The organism is Paenibacillus sp. Y280 (assembly GCF_056786335.1).
Genome location: NZ_JBXCIW010000001.1, coordinates 127,917 through 143,817 on the forward strand (window position 1 = coordinate 127,917; position 15,901 = coordinate 143,817).

Below are 15,901 nucleotides of genomic sequence, written 5' to 3' on the forward strand. Positions count from 1 at the left end.
AAGTTCTTTTTTTCACAATCGATTAATATTTAGGAGGCTAGACCATGAACGTCGTTATACCGACAGAGGATACACATATGCATCACATTATTGAAAAGGTGCGTCATGGGCAGCGTTTAACGCTTGAGGACGGTGTTTTCTTATATCAATCAGATGATCTGCTCACGATTGGACAGCTCGCTAATGAAGTCGCCATGCGCAAAAATGGCAAAAAGGTTTATTTTATCGAAAACATGAGTCTCTATTTTACAAACGTATGCGAGGCTCACTGCGCTTTCTGCAATTTCCGTAAGGACGAGGGCGAAGAAGGCTCCTATACACTAAGCGGCCAGCAAATGATTGAATATGTGGAGCAGCACTTTCACCCTGGCGTACGTGAATTCCATATTGTTGGCGGCCATAATGCGAATGTTCCATTCCAATACTATGTAGACTCGCTTAAAGCGTTGAAGGATCGGTTTCCAGAGGTTACACTTAAAGCTTATACAGCTGCGGAAATCGATTTTTTCTCGCGCATTAGCGGCCTGACTTACCGTGAAGTGCTTCAAGAGCTAATGAAAGCGGGCTTGCAATCGTTGACTGGCGGCGGCGCTGAAATTTTATCCGATCATTACCGCAAAAAAATGCGCGTGGACAAAGCTGATGTTACACAATATTTGCAGGTACACCGCACAGCTCACGAGCTTGGACTGCGGACGCATACGACGATGCTGTATGGATCGATCGAAACGAAGGAAGATCGGATTCGCCACTTGATGCATCTTCGCGAGCTTCAGGATGAGACAAACGGCTTTCTTGTTTTCATTCCGCTTTCGATGCAGCCGATCAACCCTAGAGCCGGCATACGCCGCCGCAACTCAGCGTTCGAGGATTTGAAGACCATTGCAATCAGCCGTCTGATGCTCGACAACTTCCAGCACATCAAAGCTTACTTTATCAACATCGGCGTTCAGCTCACGCAGGTTGCTCTAACGATGGGCGCATCGGATGCTCACGGTACGATTGTGAAGGAAAAAATCAGCCATGCTGCTGGAGCACTGACGCCTGAGGGCATTACTCGCGAGGATCTGATTTGGCTTATAAAAGGCGCAGGCCGCATTCCGGTTGAACGCGATACGTTTTACAATGAAATTAAAGTTTACGAATGAGTAATCGACAGCACGGAAGCACAAAATAGAATTATCATCAAGAGGCGTGGAGTTGGAAATCATATGAGAAAACTTATTATTTTAGGCGGAGGCTATGGCGGTCTCGCCATTGCTAATGAATTGCTCGAAAAGCAGCTGCCGATCGATGTCTCCGTCGTATTAATTGACCGGATGCCGTTTCAAGGCTTGAAGACGGAATATTACGCGCTTGCCGCTGGAACGGTTTCGGATCTGGAGCTCCGGGTCAAATTCCCGGTTGATCCAAGAATTACTTTGACATACGGGGAAGTAACAGATGTGGACATGGAATTGAAGCTTGTCCATATCGAAGGACAGGAATCGATCGAGTATGAATGGCTTGTTATCGGTCTTGGCTGCACCGATAAATATCATGGAATCGAAGGCGCTGAGCAGTTCTCAACCAGCATCCAGACCTTCTCTGCGGCTAGAAAAACCTACATGCAGCTGAATGACGTTAAGCCTTATGGTCAAGTAACAATTGTGGGCGGCGGTCTAAGCGGCGTAGAGGTTGCAGCAGAGCTCCGTGAAAGCCGTCCGGACCTTAACATCCGTATTTTGGATCGTGGTCCGAGCGTGTTGTCTGCTTTCCCAAGCAAGCTTCAATCTTTTGTTTCGGAATGGTTCGAGGAGCATCATGTTGAGATGCGCGGGCATGTCGGATTGACGCACGTCGAAGGCGGAATCCTCCATGATTGCAATTCTACAGCGCCAATCTATACGGATGTAACGGTATGGACGGCAGGCATTCAGCCTGTTCCGCTCGTTCAGCGTATGAATTTGCCGAAGGATAATCAAGGAAGGCTGATTATAAATGGATATCATCAGCTGCCAGACCATACCGATGTGTTTATCGTAGGAGACTGTGCAGCATTGCCGCTTTCACCAAGCGGTCAAGCTGCAGGCGCCCAAGGCAAGCAAATTGCCGAGGTGCTTCAAGCGATCTGGCATGACAAGACGCCGCGGCTCGGCAAGCTTAAGCTGAAGGGCGTTCTCGGTTCGCTTGGCAAGAAGAGCGGATTCGGCCTTATGGGCGGTACGCCTATTTTGGGACGCGTGCCACGCCTCGTTAAGAGCGGAGTGCTCTGGCGCTCTAAGCGCCACCTTGGTTAGGACAAGTCTTACAAATCATCCAGCAGCTTATCCAGCGCTTCTTTATCTGCTTGCTGCTGCTTGATTGCTTTCAAAATGTTGGCATGAAGCTCATCCACCGATTCGGCAGATACAATCTCGCCATCGACCAAAGCGAATGGATTCAAATAACATTCGCCGCAATTTCCTAAGCAGCCATATTCGGTTACTTCGTACTCAACATTTTGCTCAAACTCATTCATTATACGGTCAGTGCCGTGATGCATATTGCTGGCACAAAATTCGATCATTGGTTTAAACATCATGCTTCACCTAACTTTACTTAGTTACTATCCATTTTCAATTGCTTCACTTTGTACTATAATAGGGGAGAAAGGAGATGATTGCAATGAGTGAACAAGTACAAGATACGATGTACGATGAAGTTTTGGACGTACTCGATAAGCTTCGTCCGTTTTTGCAGCGCGATGGCGGCGACGTTGAACTGGTTGATGTCGAGGGCGGCATCATCAAGCTTCGTTTGATGGGCGCATGCGGAAGCTGCCCAAGCTCGACGATCACGCTTAAAGCGGGTATCGAACGTGCACTTCTCGAAGAAGTTGAAGGTGTAGTCGAAGTCGTTCAAGTATTCTAATAGATAAGAACGAACCAGGCACGCCTCATGTATGACAAATGATGAAGAGTCTTATCAGCGCTGCGGAGCATGTCTCCCTAGCTTCCTGATAAGACTCTTTTTTTGCGGTGATTTGTTTATGCTTGAACAGCTAAAACATTCCTTTGATGTTGGCAACAATGGGATCGAAGCCGCCTGTCACATCAATGACGTTGCCGGTCAAGAAATTCGAATTTTTGTCGCATAGGAAAAGCACCACTCGAGCAACGTCCTCCCCCGCACCGGGGCGCCCGATAGGCGACTCCTTATCGTATTCTTCCTCCACCTCGGCAATGGACCGTTCCTTGTTAACCCCGCGAATATCGCCTGGACCGATTAGATTGACAGTGATGCCATGAGGTGCCTCTTCTACGGCGAGCGACTTCGTGAATGATACAAGCCCCGTCTTGGCGGCGGCATACACCGCACGATGCGGCCAAGCTCTCGCTTCACCTGCATGGCCGAAGCCAAAATGGATGATCCGCCCCCATTTTCGCTCGCGCATGCCCGGTAGAAGGCGATGGTCAAGCATCATAACGCCTAACAAGTTGCCATGCAGCAGCCTGATAATCGTTTCCTCATCGTATTCGCTGAAGAGTCGGCGTTTGCGGACGAAGGGCCCTGCATTATTGACAAGAATGTCAACGCCTCCAGCCCATTTCTCCGCTGCATCAGCCAGCTTTGCTGCACCTTCTGTTGTTGCAATATCGGCTTGCACGGTAATCGCTTTTACACCTAGCTGCTCAATCTGTGCCTTTACCTGTCTTGCTTCAAGTTCGCTCTCGTAGTAATTAATAACAACATTGCAGCCTTGCTCAGCAAGCTGAAGCGCCGTTCGTTTGCCAAGCCCCTTCGCACTGCCTGTTACTAACGCGGTTTTGCTGTTGAGTCCCACGAGTGTTCCCCCTTTGGGATTAATGTTGCTTGTTTCGCATTAATCCGCATGCATATTGAAATGTCAGCAGCAGCGATTCCATCGCCAGATATAGCCCCTGCGTCAAATCAGCCGATTGCTCGGCTAAATTTTCGAGTTTGACCTCCTCGCCATACATACGGCTGCTTTGAATCAGATCATCATGCATTTCCGAGTTCATATAATGAGTTTCGGTATTTCTGCGCTTGCGCAGCCTTGTCATTGGTTCCTTGTATTTCTCCTTCACATCGTTCAGCTTCCAAGTCAGCTCTGGATGTGCCCTCTTCTCGCGCATGTTGCGCAAAACCGTGAAATAGGAGAAATGAGACTTTATCCGCTCCGTCTTCATGTCTAGAAGCTCATTTAGCAATGTGCCAAGCTTATCGAGCAAAGAAAAAACGCGAATGAAAGCGTTTTTATCAAAGTAGATATAACGATTATAAAAGATTCTCTCCTCCGCTGTCATTTGCTTAACCGAGGAGGAGGTAATTTTATGCTGAAAATGAAACGCAACATAGTGGCTCTGCTCAAGCTCATCCAAGGATGAGCGGAGACCTAACGTCCATATTTCGTACTTCCGAAGCTTATGGGGGTCTCCGCCTTCTGCCATTTTTTTGGACAAAGAGGATACGAACTGATCCATTATACGAAACGTTTCTGCAAGGGTTCCTTCCGCTTCTCTCAAGGGTTCATCAAACAGGAAACGCAGCATAATTGAACAGTCCTTTCGTCACAAAATTACGATTTTTTATCGGCGAAATTACAGCTTGTATTCACTCCACCGTTTATCTACCAGCTTCACGATATCCTCGCGCGGGAACAGCTCATCCGGATATCCCGGCTTCATTCTCGCATCGATTACGACAGGAAGCTTATAGCCAAAGTGGTGACGGGTAATATCGGAATTCGCATAAATATCGTCCGCTGGATTAAACCTTGTAAATACCGTCCATAAGAACGGCGTTTGCGCGGCCGCGATACCTGCATCATCGGCAAGGATCACGAGCGGCCATTCTGTTTCCTTCTCTGACAGGCGCTCAAGCAGACGCTGTGCCAGCTTTGGCTCCTGCTCATAGGATGCTCCAGATACGACTAAGCAACCCCGGCAATACGGCTGAGCAGCCGTTATCTCATCGATTGCTCCTTCGGTATAGGTGCTTGGGAGCTCACGTACCTTATCACCAACACCAAGCATAACCCCTTTGCTGCCGTGGTTTAGCTTGCCGCCAGTATAGTCGAGCGTATCATGCGAGGTATTATCGAAAATAAACAAATCGGTTTCCGGGCGGAAACGCTCAAGAACCGTTTCAAGCAGTACAGGAAAGTTTTCAAGCTCTACTGACTGATTCGTAACGATTAGAAATTTGGTAAGCGTTAGCTGCCCTTCTCCCAGAATGCGAAATGCAGATGTCAATGCTTCGCGTGAATAGCTTTCCCTAACGACAGCCGCCGCAAGCGCATGAAAGCCCGTTTCCGCGTATGTCCATAAATCCTTAACGCCAGGCATAGCCATCGGGAACGCGGGCGAGAGCAGCTTTTGCAAAAATTCGCCCATATAATAATCCTCTTGGCGCGGCTTGCCGACAATCGTTGCCGGATAGATAGCATCCTTGCGATGCCACATATGGCTGACATTGAATATTGGAAAATCATGCATTAATGAGTAGTAGCCGTAATGATCGCCAAACGGCCCTTCCGCTCTCTTAATATGTGGCGGCACATGGCCGCTTAACACAAATTCAGCTTCTGACGGAATGCGATGCGCGCCGTTTGGATCTTTGACAATCGACAGCTTGCCGCCCATGATGAGCGATGCAAGCAGCAGCTCAGGCAGATGCTCAGGTACTGGAGCTATCGCAGAAGCGATTAGAGCGGGTGGGCCGCCGAGAAAAACGGAAACGGGCAGCGCTTCATTCCTTTTCTCCGCTTCATGGTAATGGAAGCCTCCTCCTTTATGTATTTGCCAGTGCATGCCTGTTGTAGAGTCATCGAAAATTTGCATTCTGTACATGCCGAGATTATGCTGTTTGCGATGCTTGGGATGTTCCGTATAGACGAGCGGCAGCGTAATAAAGGGACCGCCGTCATCCTGCCAGCTTGTAATCGCAGGCAAACCTGCAAGCGGATTTTCATGTTTGCAGGCCTGTAGAATAGGAGCGCTGCTGGCAGGAACCTCTTTCATTCCCACCTTCAGCATGTCCCATATTAAGTTTTTCTCGCCCCAAATCGCCTTTGGCGTAGGCGGCAGAACGCGGTCAACCGCCCCAATAATTTGTTTCATAAGCGCTTCAGGCCTTGGTCCGAAGGCCAGATCAACCCTGCGGCTTGTCCCGAACAAATTTGTTACGATCGGGAAAGGACTCCCCTTCACGTTCGTGAACAATAATGCAGGCCCTCCCGCATCGATTACGCGCCGATGAATTTCAGCTACCTCAAGATTTGGATCTACAGGAGCATCTATAATTGCCAAATCATTTTCACGCTTTAGTACGTCCAAAAATTCTCGTAAATTTTTAAAGCTCACTAACCTCCACGCCCTTCCCTTAGCCGCCACGAACGAATTAATATATCCATTAATATGCCAAACAGACCAGTAACAATTAGATTATGCAATAAATTGGTGAACAAAAACCAATTCGAATTCGAAATCGTGTATGTCAGCAGCGCCCCGCTGAATATTTGCGTAACAACAAGACCTAACGTCCATGCAGCCGGCTTCGTTAAGCCCGCTCCGCCTATGCTTACCTTCCGAATGTGAATAAACAAGCCTGCCAAGCTGATAGCTAGCGCCATAGCAGCCACCCGGTGTATGAATACGGCTCCGGTTGCGCCGCTAATCTCCGGAACGACCTCTCCGTTGCATAACGGCCATCCCATACAGCCTCCACCTGAATCGGTATGCCGAATGAATGCGCCCAGGTAGACGACAATGTAGCAAAAAATCGCAGTAAGCAGCACGCGCGGAAATATGGAGCGCGGTACTTTGAATTCCACTGGAGGTCCGTTTTTGGCTCTAAACGTCCAGATCACCAGCAGCAATGTCGAAGCGAATGCGATTAACGATATGCCGAAGTGAATCGCCATAATAGGCGGAGATTGCGGCCACATGACCGCTGCCGCACCCATTAAAGCTTGAATAATGGTGAACAGCAATGCGCCTCCCGCATAAAACAACGGCTCGCTGTATCCTGTGCGGTTTTTTCTAAACTTCGAATACATCGAAAGACAAGTAGCGAGAACGAGCAGCCCTTCAAAGCCGGTTACAAGCCGATGCGAATATTCAATCAGGGATTCAATCGTATAAGCAGGTATAAACTTCCCATGACACAATGGCCAATCATCACCGCAGCCGCGTCCTGAATCTGTATTCGTGACTAGTGCCCCGCCGAGCAGTACAAGAAGCATTCCGATGCACGCAGCGATAGCTAACGCGCGAAAACGCCCGGTTACCATAATAAAATCACCTTATTTCGTGTTTTAATAACAGTTCAATTATAGCTATAAAAAAAGGCAAAAGCCATGTTGAAAATGTGACACTTCCGAGTAGAAACGCGATAAAAAAAGGAAAGCCCGCGCGAGAGAAATGCTTCCTCCTCAAGCGCGGACCAGCGATTACTTATGGGTCAGCGCATCGCTGACTTGTATGGCTCGATCTACAAACTCCTCGATCTCCTCGCGTGACTTGCGCAGCTTGCTTACGAAGCGCACTAGCTCCTGGCTTTTCCGGAAAGCAATAAAGCTTGGAATGCCTAAAATGTTCAGCTCGGAGCACAGGTCGGGAAGGTCATCGCGGTCAAGCTCTACGAAAGCAGCCTTTCCTTCATATTGACGCTCCAAATCAGGCATAAATGGGTCAATAAAGTGACAATCCTTGCACCAGGTCGTTTTGAATACGGCAATCGTGAGTCCTTCGCTGGCAACTGCCTCGCGAAACTGCTCATCCGTCGTTAGCTTTTTCATATGGCACCTCTAAATTAATCATATTAGAATCTTTACGGTATTGTTATTGTTCACTACATTCGCTACAGCTTAGACTTCCCGATCAATCGTAAATATTCTCATTTCGTCGCTAATAACAGTCCAGTCAATCTTTGCTTTCAGCGCAGAAGCCAAATTGCGCGCCGGAACATAGGTTACTCCGTCAATTACGGTGACTGGGAATGACCATTTTACGTTTTTGCCATTCACGACTGCAGCATCGCTGCCGTTCTTCAATAAAATCGTTGTGTTCGTCGCATCGTCAAATACTTTTAAGCTTTTTGTCTTCTTATCGTACGCAAGAGTGCCGCCAAGCTGTTCAATTGTATCGCGAAGCGGAATGATCGTTACGTGGCTGGCTGTCACAATGACCGGATTATAATACTGGTATGAGTCCCAAGTCATGTTCTGTTTATTGATATGAAACTTATTTTTAAGAAGGTCATAAACGGTTGAGTTCTCATTAAACTGCTTGAGCACTTGATAGCCCTGCGCGTTGAATAATTTGGCTACCGGTACTGCTGATTCCGATGCGACTGGCGCTTCCGCTTTAACCGCGCCGTTCACATTCCAAGACTCGCTCACGACTTTGATTGTCAAACCTTTCACCGGCAGCACGCCGTATGCCAGCTCCACGCTTGGCACATAAGACAGCTCATAGGCTTGCTTACGGATGTCAAGCTTGCTGTCGACATAGACGTCTGCTTTAATCGTTAAATCCTTGCTCAAGATTTGATCAACCATTTCCTGATCCTCTTTAACTAGCTGGTTCAGCTCTCCCTGTAGCTCAGTCAGCAGAAGCGCCATGCCATCGGATGCTTCCTTCAAAGCTTCCGCTGAATCAGGAGCATCAAGACCGCTGTCCGCTAAAGGATTAATCGTTCCGGCAGCTGCCCATACATCCGGGTTTTTTTCAAGAATTTCGAACACGCCAGCTATCATTTTATCCAAGCCCGCACGGTCAGCGACAAGCGCGTCCACATATTTTTTCACCCACGCCCAAATCTCAGGTCCATCCATATCGATATGCACATGCATCAAAGAGGTTGAGGTGCCGTAAATCGATTCCGTCACGGGCTTTACTGCGATGCGTTCCGGATTCGGCAAATTATGAATGACATAAGTGCCAACCGTATCGATCATTTGTTGACCCAGCTCCGTTAGAGCGGCTTCATCCAGCGTAGGAGCATCTGCGGCTGCGGCTTCTTCAGGAAGGCCAGTCACGTCAGACATGCCCATCAAACCTAGCAAGCCCTGGCTTGTCAGATCAAGCACGAACGGCTGCTTCGCGCCCTCCAGCTCCATTACCGCAAGCTTATCGGACATTTTCAACGAGAATTTAATAGAAGCTGCATCTCCCAAAATCAAATTGCCGTCAAAGGATACATGCGAGTTATCCTGTGCTTTTATGTTATTAAGCTGTAGTTTCAAATTGGAAACCAGCTTCATTAGCGCAAGCTGCTCTTCAGGTGCGCCTTCGTACGCTGCTTCATCCAAGAGCAGCTTGAGCTCTACCGATTGATTGCTTTCACTCGATGTTACCTTGAGAGAATTTTTTAGCACGGTATTGAAATCGAGATTAGAAACCGACTGACAGCCTGCCACAAAAACGAGCGTGAAGGCTAATAATAGCACAATCAGCTTGCTTGGTTTTGCAAAAAATTTTTTCATTCATTCGTCTCCTTTTATAACGCCAAGTATAAGTCCGCTTTATTTACAAACTCTACTTATTGTACAGGAGACACTATGTATTGTAAATGTATGGAAAGAGCTAGTTTTGTCGAATTTGTTAGGATTTTTCCTCTGAATATGGCGATTGAAGCATCTTGATCTCGACGAGCTCCTGCCGCTCATTCCAGACGATTGTCCAGTCAAAAAAACGGCAAAAATCACGTAAAGAAATCATGTTTTCTTGTGTATCTTCATTTTTGGAAAAGCCTATGTCCACAGCCTCTTGTCCGTCCATAATCATAATGGCTGCATTGCCGTCTTTCTCCGTATGACTGCCTAATCGTTTCAGCTTATCGATCAATTGTTCTTCGGTTTCACCTGCTTTCGTACCATTAATGCGGTAGCCTGTGTGATGGAATCTCGAGTTTATGCCTTCTTTTGTACTAAATTTTATCAGAATGCCTGAAGCACTCGCTAGCTCTGAGGCACCTGCGTTGTAGGCTCCATATGGAAAGGCGAGTGCGCTTTGCGTATTTCCCAGCTCACTCCGCAGCATTTCCTCGGCTTTTTGCAAATCCTCGACCACACGTTTGACGTATTCATCCTCTGTTTCGTTCCTTTGACTCACTTTGTCATAAATATGTCTCACCATGACTGGCGTTGTATCGCCAGCTTCATTCACCGCGCCATATACATGCATATTATAAGTATGACTGCGAAAGCTCATCCCTTCTTGCTGCATGGTCCTCATTTGATCCCAGGTTAGCTTGGCTGTTTGCGGCTTAGTACGGTCGCCAACCGAAGATACGATGACAAAGTTAGTAGCCGGGTAGCCGTATTTCTTCAAAACAGGAAAGGCAAACGTATAAAAGCTTTCATAGCCGTCATCAAAAGTAATCAATACCGCATTATCCGGCACTTCGCCATTCGATAGTATAAAGCTTTCATATTGTTCCAGACTAATGACTTGAAATCCGCTTTGCTTCAATAGGCTCATCTGCTTCTCAAATCGCTCGAGAGCTATAATGGAATCGTCAAGAGGGTTCGGTGCGATATCATGATACATAAGCACGGCTACCTGATCCGAATAATAGGCAGCATTGTTTTTTGGAGGCAGGTTCAGCCATTCAATTTGTTTTTGAGATATTTGCTCAAGATAGCTCTCCGGCACCATCAGTCTGCCGTCACGGATGAGCGCGGACGCTTTAGTCTCCATTTTTGTATCGTTGATTACAAATTGAAGATTTACCTTCTTTTCATTCGAGCAGCCCGTCATCAACCATCCCACCATCATAGCTGTCGCGATTACGGCTGCGATCGCAGTTTGCCTTATACGATCCATTTAACTTCTCCTCCTTGGTCTAATTAATGAGTAGTGTAGAGGACGGATCTTATCGGCCGGGCATCTTTTCGCTTACCAATTGCTTAACGAATTCTTAAACTTTGCTATGCGGCAGAGGAAACCGTGTTTCAAATATCGTTTCCTTCGCAGTGCTGCTAACCGAAATAGCTCCTCCCTGAGCCTCGATGATGCTTTTCGTAATCGCAAGACCAAGCCCGGTGCCTCCCGATTCAGCAGACCTAGCTTGGTCAACACGGTAAAAACGATCAAAAATATAGGGAACATCCTTAGCTGGAATTTGTTCGCCATAGTTAACGATTTGAACAATCGCCTCATCTCGCGTCTTCTCAATACGAATATCAATCGATTTTCCAACATGGCCGTATTGAATCGCATTGGCTATGAGATTGTCGAAGGCGCGCACGAGTAAATCGCCGTCAGCCATAATCCATAAGGCCTCTTCTGCTGTTTGGATGCGGCAGCTCATCCCCGCCTTCTCCAGACTTGGGACAAATTCCTCGGTGAGCTGCATCGTGAAACCCACGATATCCAGCTCCGCTAAAGCGAGCGGCATGCCGTTGTTCAGCTTCGTGTATTCAAACAAATCGTCAATTAATCGCTTCAAATGCTGCGATTTCTCGAAGGCAATGTTTACGAAATAACGAAGCTCCACCTCGTCCTGATAACGATCGTTCTCGATAAGCTCTAGAAACCCCAATATGGACGTAAGAGGTGTGCGGAGATCATGCGAAACGCCGGTTATCAAATCATTTTTCGTTTTCTCGGCGTTTCTTTCTTCCTGCAGCAATTGCTGGAATTGCTTGCCTAGAATGTTGATGCTGCCGGCGATCTCTCCAAGCTCATCAGCGGCTTTGACCGGAATAACATGATCAAGCTCTCCGGCTGCCATCTGCTGAAGCCCTTGGCGTATTTCTTTTAAATACAACATCATATTCCTGCTCGTCCAGAAAAAGAAGGCAAGAAACAGCAAGCAGCCAACAATCGCAATAACAGGCGCAGAGCCGATATGATTCACGATCCAAACCAAGGTTCGGTCATAGGATGTATATTGTATGAGAACATAAGCGATCAAATGCCCCGCAATGACGAAGCAAATCATAAGTCCTAAACTTTTTAGAAAAGCATACATAAACGTCCAGCGAATCGTGCGGAACAGCTTGCTGCAAACTTCGGATTTTGAGTATCCTTTTCAATTTTTTCGCGAATTTTGCGGATGTGGACCATGACCGTGTTTTTGGATTCCATAAACGGCTCGTTCCAAGCTTCCTCATAAATTTTATCCATGCTCAAAACGATGCCCCGATTGACCGCAAGCAGCTTAAGAATTGCAAATTCGCGAGGAGTGAGCTTGATCTCCTCCTGATCGACAGTAACGGTATGCGTCGCAATATTGATAATCAGATCATCGTTAATTATTTCATTGACGTTAATAACGGAATTGGCATGAAATTGCTTCGCTCTGCGTATATGCGATTTGACGCTTGCCAGCAGCACCAGCGGGCTAAAGGGTTTAGTTACATATTCGTCTGCACCGAGGCTTAAGCCGGAAATTTTATCGATATCCTGCGTTTTAGCAGAAAGCATTATGATTGGTATATGATTTTTTTCACGAATTTTCATGCAGGCCTCTAGACCATCCATAACTGGCATCATCACATCTAAAATAATAAGATCAACCTTATGATTTTTTAGCTGCTCCAGCGCTTCAAGTCCGTTAGACGCCTTCAACATCGTAAAACCATCATTATTAAAATAAATGTCCATCAAGCTTAAAATTTCTTTTTCATCGTCTACCATAAGAATCGTTTCCCTATTCATCCCTATACTCCTTTCAAATTGTTACTATTCATAAATATAGCACGATATCCATCATTTGGTTATTTTCAGAAAATTGAAAATAGACAGTTCCAGCTATCAGCAGTTGCCGCTTCTGGAACAACCCATTATTGCGTGCATATACGTGCTTACAGCCTGCTTTCGACCTAACTCACACGTCGATTTCGCTCAATAAGCACCTATAGGTTCTTACAAACATCAAACTCACGTTACTTTTACGCTGTAAGAGCATATACGTGCTTATTGCCTGCTCCCCAACCTGCCAGTAAACAGAAAAAGGACGCAGCCCGTTTGACGGGCTGCATCCTTTTCTCTTAAACAAATTTAAACCGCTTTTTTATAGAATGGTTTTAAAATAAGATTTAGTACCTTCCGCAGCGGCCCAGGGAATGACCGAACATCCTCCGGCGTAATGACCCGGAGCGCTGCCAGCAAGATGACGTAAAGTCCGCCGACTACTAGCGATGTCACTGCTCCCGCTGCCAAATAAGACAACTTGTTCGCCCATGACTCCGTCAGTGCCAGCACGCCGTATTCCGCGCCCCAGCCAGCCAAGGCTGGCACAGCAATTGCTGCCATATAGGCAAGCCATTTGCTGCCTAGCACGTTCAGCTTAACTTCCTTCTTGATCGCTCTTATATTAAGCACAGTAATGACGATAAAGCAAATGGTTGAACCAATAATAAGGCCATATACGCCAAGTAACGGCGCAAGCGCAATACTTGAAACTACTTTAAGCCCCAATCCGATAAACGTATGGTTCATAGGCAACTTAGGCTGATTTAATCCATACAAAATCGAATTTGATGTCATCATCGTAATTTGAAAAATCGCACCCGCCGTAAGCATAGCTACTGTGCCGCTGCCGCCTGGGCTCGTAAAGAGCAAGCCCGTAACGGAATAAGAAGCTACAGTCAGCAACAAAGCAACCGGTACGCCGGTAAAACAAACGATCCGCATAACAAGCGAGGATTGACGTTGCACTTCCTTCATATTGTTAAGTGAAAAAGCTGATGAAATGACTGGGATAATCGATGCCCCAAGCGCAATTGCCAAAATCGGCGGTATGCCGGCAATCCCCATCGCCCTCGTCGTATAATCCGCCAAAACTCTCGTTGCCGAAGCTTCATTATAGAAAGACTGCGTCAGCCGCATAAACAGCGTCGTATCAAAAAAGTACAAAAACTGCACTGTCATTGCCGTAACAACAGCTGGAATGGAAGTACGGAATATCTCTTTATAAATCGTACGATAAGGCAAGTTGGACCTTGGACTTTGCAGTTTATCCTGTCCCGCAGCCGAGGATTTTGCAAGCTCAACTCGATCCTGCTTCTTCAGCTTACGCCAAAACCACATCATGACCGAGAAGGCGCCAATACTTCCGAGTACGGAGCCGAAGGCAATTGCCGCTGCTCCATACTTATCGCCCCAACCCCAGCCGAGTACAATCAGCGCCAGCCCGATACCGCCGATCAGCCTTAAAATTTGCTCCATAATTTGCGAAATGCCGCCTGCGGACATAATTTGTCTGCCTTGAAAATAACCTCGCATCATCGCGATTATTGGGAACAAAAGCAGCGCAGGCGCGATAGCCTGCAAGGATAAGACGGAATCCGGAACCTTGGATATTCTTTCATAGGCAGGTGCAAAGACAAACATAGCAGTAGCAAGAAGCAGCCCAGTTACGGTTCCGAACATCAATGCCGCTTTGTAAATACGCTTAGCTTCATCGGGCCTGCCGAGTGCATAACGTGTTGAGATCATTCTGCTAATGGAGAGCGGAATTCCTCCGGTAGCGATAGTCAGAAGCAATAAATAAATCGTGTTAGCAGAATTAAAGGCCGCCTGGCCCGCAGGGCCCAGCATATAATCGAGCGGAATACGCTGGAATAGCCCAAGAAACCGCACGATCAGCGCAGCGGCAGCCAGTATTAATGTGCCTTTAATTAATGAGTCTTTTTTTAACATAATGGTCTGTCCAAGTCTCCCTATCCTTTATTGCCAATGGGCTCAAGCGGCTGGTGGTTGCCGCGAACCGGCACAGCCGTGTTCGATGGTACTGCCCATCGTACAGCATTCTGAATGACCTGCAGCACTTGCGGGTTATAGTAAGTTGGGTATGTTTCATGCCCCGGACGGAAATAAAAGATTTTGCCTTGGCCGCGACTAAATGTGCAGCCGCTGCGGAATACTTCTCCGCCCTCGAACCAGCTTACGAATACAAGCTCATCCGGCGCTGGAATGTCGAAGTGCTCGCCATACATTTCCTCATGCTCAATCGTGATGTACTCAGGCAAGCCCGCTGCAATCGGGTGAGCTGGATTAACGACCCAAATACGCTCCTTCTCGCCTGCTTCACGCCATTTTAGATCACAACCCGTACCCATCAGCTTTTTGAAAATTTTCGAGAAATGACCGGAATGCAGGACAATCAAGCCCATGCCCGCAAGTACGCGCTGCTGCACACGCTCCACAATGGCATCATCCACCTGATCATGCCCCATATGTCCCCACCAAATCAGAACATCCGTATTCGCTAGACGCTCCTCTGTAAGCCCGTGTTCAGGCTCCTCCAGCGTAGCTGTAGCAACTTCAATGTCGCCGCTTGCAACGCCTTTGGCCAAAGCTTGATGAATGCCGTCTGGATAGACGCTCTTCACTTCATCGTGAATCTTCTCATGTAAAAATTCATTCCAAACCGTTACTTTAATCATAGTCTTATCCACCTTTTCATTTCATTCCAATTAGAAAACAAGCCACAACACAAACAGCACGATCATAGCCAGCTGCAAAATAAACTTCACAACAACGCTCGTGAATAAACCGACGACCGATCCAAGTCCAACTTTTAGCGAATTTTTAAAGTTTGTTCCGATAATAACTTCTCCAATTACAGCACCAACAAAGGGACCGATAATGAGACCAAACGCAGGAATGATAAAAGGTCCAAAGATAAGGCCGATCGTACTGCCGATAACCGAGGCTCGCGAGCCGCCAAATCGTTTGACGCCCCAGGCGCTGACGGCATAATCGGCGATAAACAGCACAACAACAATGATCGTCTGAAAACTCCAAAACAAAAAGCCAAATTCACTAAACGTAAAAAACCAACCATAAACAAAAAATGCGCCATATATGGCAAGTGCTCCGGGCAGGATTGGATAAATAGCCCCGGCCATCCCTACAACAAACAGCAATATGACTAATGTCCAGCCTAAAATATCCATTCG

At 47.1% G+C, this 15,901-nt stretch carries 16 protein-coding genes; 3 read left to right on the top strand and 13 right to left on the bottom strand.

Annotated elements, in window-relative coordinates; translation table 11 throughout:
- Positions 1–44: 44 nt before the first annotated feature.
- Complete coding sequence (mqnE, locus tag AC1TPC_RS00590) at positions 45–1,148, top strand: aminofutalosine synthase MqnE (protein WP_482064941.1); 1,104 nt, start codon at positions 45–47, stop codon at positions 1,146–1,148.
- 63 nt (positions 1,149–1,211) lie between these two features.
- Positions 1,212–2,279, top strand: a complete 1,068-nt coding sequence (locus AC1TPC_RS00595) for an NAD(P)/FAD-dependent oxidoreductase (RefSeq protein ID WP_482064942.1) — start codon at positions 1,212–1,214, stop codon at positions 2,277–2,279.
- An 8-nt stretch (positions 2,280–2,287) separates the two neighbouring features.
- Here the strand turns inward: AC1TPC_RS00595 and AC1TPC_RS00600 are convergent, their stop codons facing one another.
- On the bottom strand, positions 2,288–2,560 hold the full coding sequence (locus tag AC1TPC_RS00600) for a YuzB family protein (protein ID WP_482065314.1): 273 nt from the start codon (positions 2,558–2,560) through the stop codon (positions 2,288–2,290).
- Positions 2,561–2,646: 86 nt separating this feature from the next.
- Here AC1TPC_RS00600 and AC1TPC_RS00605 point away from each other — a divergent pair, with 86 nt between their 5' ends.
- Positions 2,647–2,892 carry a NifU family protein gene (locus AC1TPC_RS00605; RefSeq protein WP_053372062.1) on the top strand — a complete coding sequence of 82 codons (246 nt, stop codon included), beginning with the start codon at positions 2,647–2,649 and terminating at the stop codon, positions 2,890–2,892.
- 130 nt (positions 2,893–3,022) lie between these two features.
- Here AC1TPC_RS00605 and AC1TPC_RS00610 read toward each other — a convergent pair whose 3' ends face one another.
- The 12 genes from AC1TPC_RS00610 to AC1TPC_RS00665 all read right to left on the bottom strand — a co-directional run bounded on the left by AC1TPC_RS00610 (position 3,023) and on the right by AC1TPC_RS00665 (position 15,898).
- On the bottom strand, positions 3,023–3,805 hold the full coding sequence (locus AC1TPC_RS00610) for an SDR family oxidoreductase (RefSeq protein WP_482064943.1): 783 nt from the start codon (positions 3,803–3,805) through the stop codon (positions 3,023–3,025).
- A gap of 19 nt (positions 3,806–3,824) precedes the next feature.
- Positions 3,825–4,535: a Cthe_2314 family HEPN domain-containing protein gene (locus AC1TPC_RS00615; protein WP_482064944.1), complete on the bottom strand. Its 711-nt coding sequence runs from the start codon at positions 4,533–4,535 to the stop codon at positions 3,825–3,827.
- 48 nt (positions 4,536–4,583) lie between these two features.
- Entirely contained in the window at positions 4,584–6,347 is a 1,764-nt protein-coding gene (locus AC1TPC_RS00620; protein ID WP_482064945.1) for a UbiD family decarboxylase, read from the bottom strand.
- The gene (locus tag AC1TPC_RS00625; RefSeq protein WP_482064946.1) at positions 6,347–7,276 is read right to left on the bottom strand and encodes a COX15/CtaA family protein; all 930 of its coding nucleotides are present in this window, start codon (positions 7,274–7,276) and stop codon (positions 6,347–6,349) included. The genes AC1TPC_RS00620 and AC1TPC_RS00625 overlap by 1 nt, the downstream gene beginning before the upstream one ends.
- A gap of 159 nt (positions 7,277–7,435) precedes the next feature.
- Positions 7,436–7,783 carry a thioredoxin family protein gene (locus tag AC1TPC_RS00630; RefSeq protein ID WP_482064947.1) on the bottom strand — a complete coding sequence of 116 codons (348 nt, stop codon included), beginning with the start codon at positions 7,781–7,783 and terminating at the stop codon, positions 7,436–7,438.
- Positions 7,784–7,852: 69 nt separating this feature from the next.
- Positions 7,853–9,472: a copper amine oxidase N-terminal domain-containing protein gene (locus tag AC1TPC_RS00635; protein ID WP_482064948.1), complete on the bottom strand. Its 1,620-nt coding sequence runs from the start codon at positions 9,470–9,472 to the stop codon at positions 7,853–7,855.
- Between the two features lie 118 nt (positions 9,473–9,590).
- Complete coding sequence (locus AC1TPC_RS00640; protein ID WP_482064949.1) at positions 9,591–10,814, bottom strand: polysaccharide deacetylase family protein; 1,224 nt, start codon at positions 10,812–10,814, stop codon at positions 9,591–9,593.
- Between the two features lie 94 nt (positions 10,815–10,908).
- On the bottom strand, positions 10,909–11,934 hold the full coding sequence (locus AC1TPC_RS00645; RefSeq protein WP_482064950.1) for a sensor histidine kinase: 1,026 nt from the start codon (positions 11,932–11,934) through the stop codon (positions 10,909–10,911).
- 14 nt (positions 11,935–11,948) lie between these two features.
- Complete coding sequence (locus AC1TPC_RS00650; protein WP_482064951.1) at positions 11,949–12,653, bottom strand: response regulator transcription factor; 705 nt, start codon at positions 12,651–12,653, stop codon at positions 11,949–11,951.
- Between the two features lie 342 nt (positions 12,654–12,995).
- Entirely contained in the window at positions 12,996–14,639 is a 1,644-nt protein-coding gene (locus tag AC1TPC_RS00655; protein ID WP_482064952.1) for a putative polysaccharide biosynthesis protein, read from the bottom strand.
- 20 nt (positions 14,640–14,659) lie between these two features.
- Entirely contained in the window at positions 14,660–15,385 is a 726-nt protein-coding gene (locus AC1TPC_RS00660) for a ThuA domain-containing protein (protein ID WP_482064953.1), read from the bottom strand.
- A gap of 30 nt (positions 15,386–15,415) precedes the next feature.
- Positions 15,416–15,898 carry a DUF456 domain-containing protein gene (locus tag AC1TPC_RS00665; protein WP_482064954.1) on the bottom strand — a complete coding sequence of 161 codons (483 nt, stop codon included), beginning with the start codon at positions 15,896–15,898 and terminating at the stop codon, positions 15,416–15,418.
- Positions 15,899–15,901: the final 3 nt, after the last annotated feature.

Bases quoted from the DNA above. Each gene is read 5' to 3' on its own strand.
- AC1TPC_RS00650 (WP_482064951.1), bottom strand. From the start codon at position 12,653: ATGAATAGGGAAACGATTCTTATGGTAGACGATGAAAAAGAAATTTTA.
- AC1TPC_RS00630 (WP_482064947.1), bottom strand. From the start codon at position 7,783: ATGAAAAAGCTAACGACGGATGAGCAGTTTCGCGAGGCAGTTGCCAGC.
- AC1TPC_RS00660 (WP_482064953.1), bottom strand. From the start codon at position 15,385: ATGATTAAAGTAACGGTTTGGAATGAATTTTTACATGAGAAGATTCAC.
- AC1TPC_RS00595 (WP_482064942.1), top strand. From the start codon at position 1,212: ATGAGAAAACTTATTATTTTAGGCGGAGGCTATGGCGGTCTCGCCATT.
- AC1TPC_RS00600 (WP_482065314.1), bottom strand. From the start codon at position 2,560: ATGTTTAAACCAATGATCGAATTTTGTGCCAGCAATATGCATCACGGC.
- AC1TPC_RS00645 (WP_482064950.1), bottom strand. From the start codon at position 11,934: ATGATTTGCTTCGTCATTGCGGGGCATTTGATCGCTTATGTTCTCATA.
- AC1TPC_RS00615 (WP_482064944.1), bottom strand. From the start codon at position 4,535: ATGCTGCGTTTCCTGTTTGATGAACCCTTGAGAGAAGCGGAAGGAACC.
- AC1TPC_RS00635 (WP_482064948.1), bottom strand. From the start codon at position 9,472: ATGAAAAAATTTTTTGCAAAACCAAGCAAGCTGATTGTGCTATTATTA.
- AC1TPC_RS00625 (WP_482064946.1), bottom strand. From the start codon at position 7,276: ATGGTAACCGGGCGTTTTCGCGCGTTAGCTATCGCTGCGTGCATCGGA.
- AC1TPC_RS00605 (WP_053372062.1), top strand. From the start codon at position 2,647: ATGAGTGAACAAGTACAAGATACGATGTACGATGAAGTTTTGGACGTA.
- mqnE (WP_482064941.1), top strand. From the start codon at position 45: ATGAACGTCGTTATACCGACAGAGGATACACATATGCATCACATTATT.
- AC1TPC_RS00640 (WP_482064949.1), bottom strand. From the start codon at position 10,814: ATGGATCGTATAAGGCAAACTGCGATCGCAGCCGTAATCGCGACAGCT.
- AC1TPC_RS00655 (WP_482064952.1), bottom strand. From the start codon at position 14,639: ATGTTAAAAAAAGACTCATTAATTAAAGGCACATTAATACTGGCTGCC.
- AC1TPC_RS00665 (WP_482064954.1), bottom strand. From the start codon at position 15,898: ATGGATATTTTAGGCTGGACATTAGTCATATTGCTGTTTGTTGTAGGG.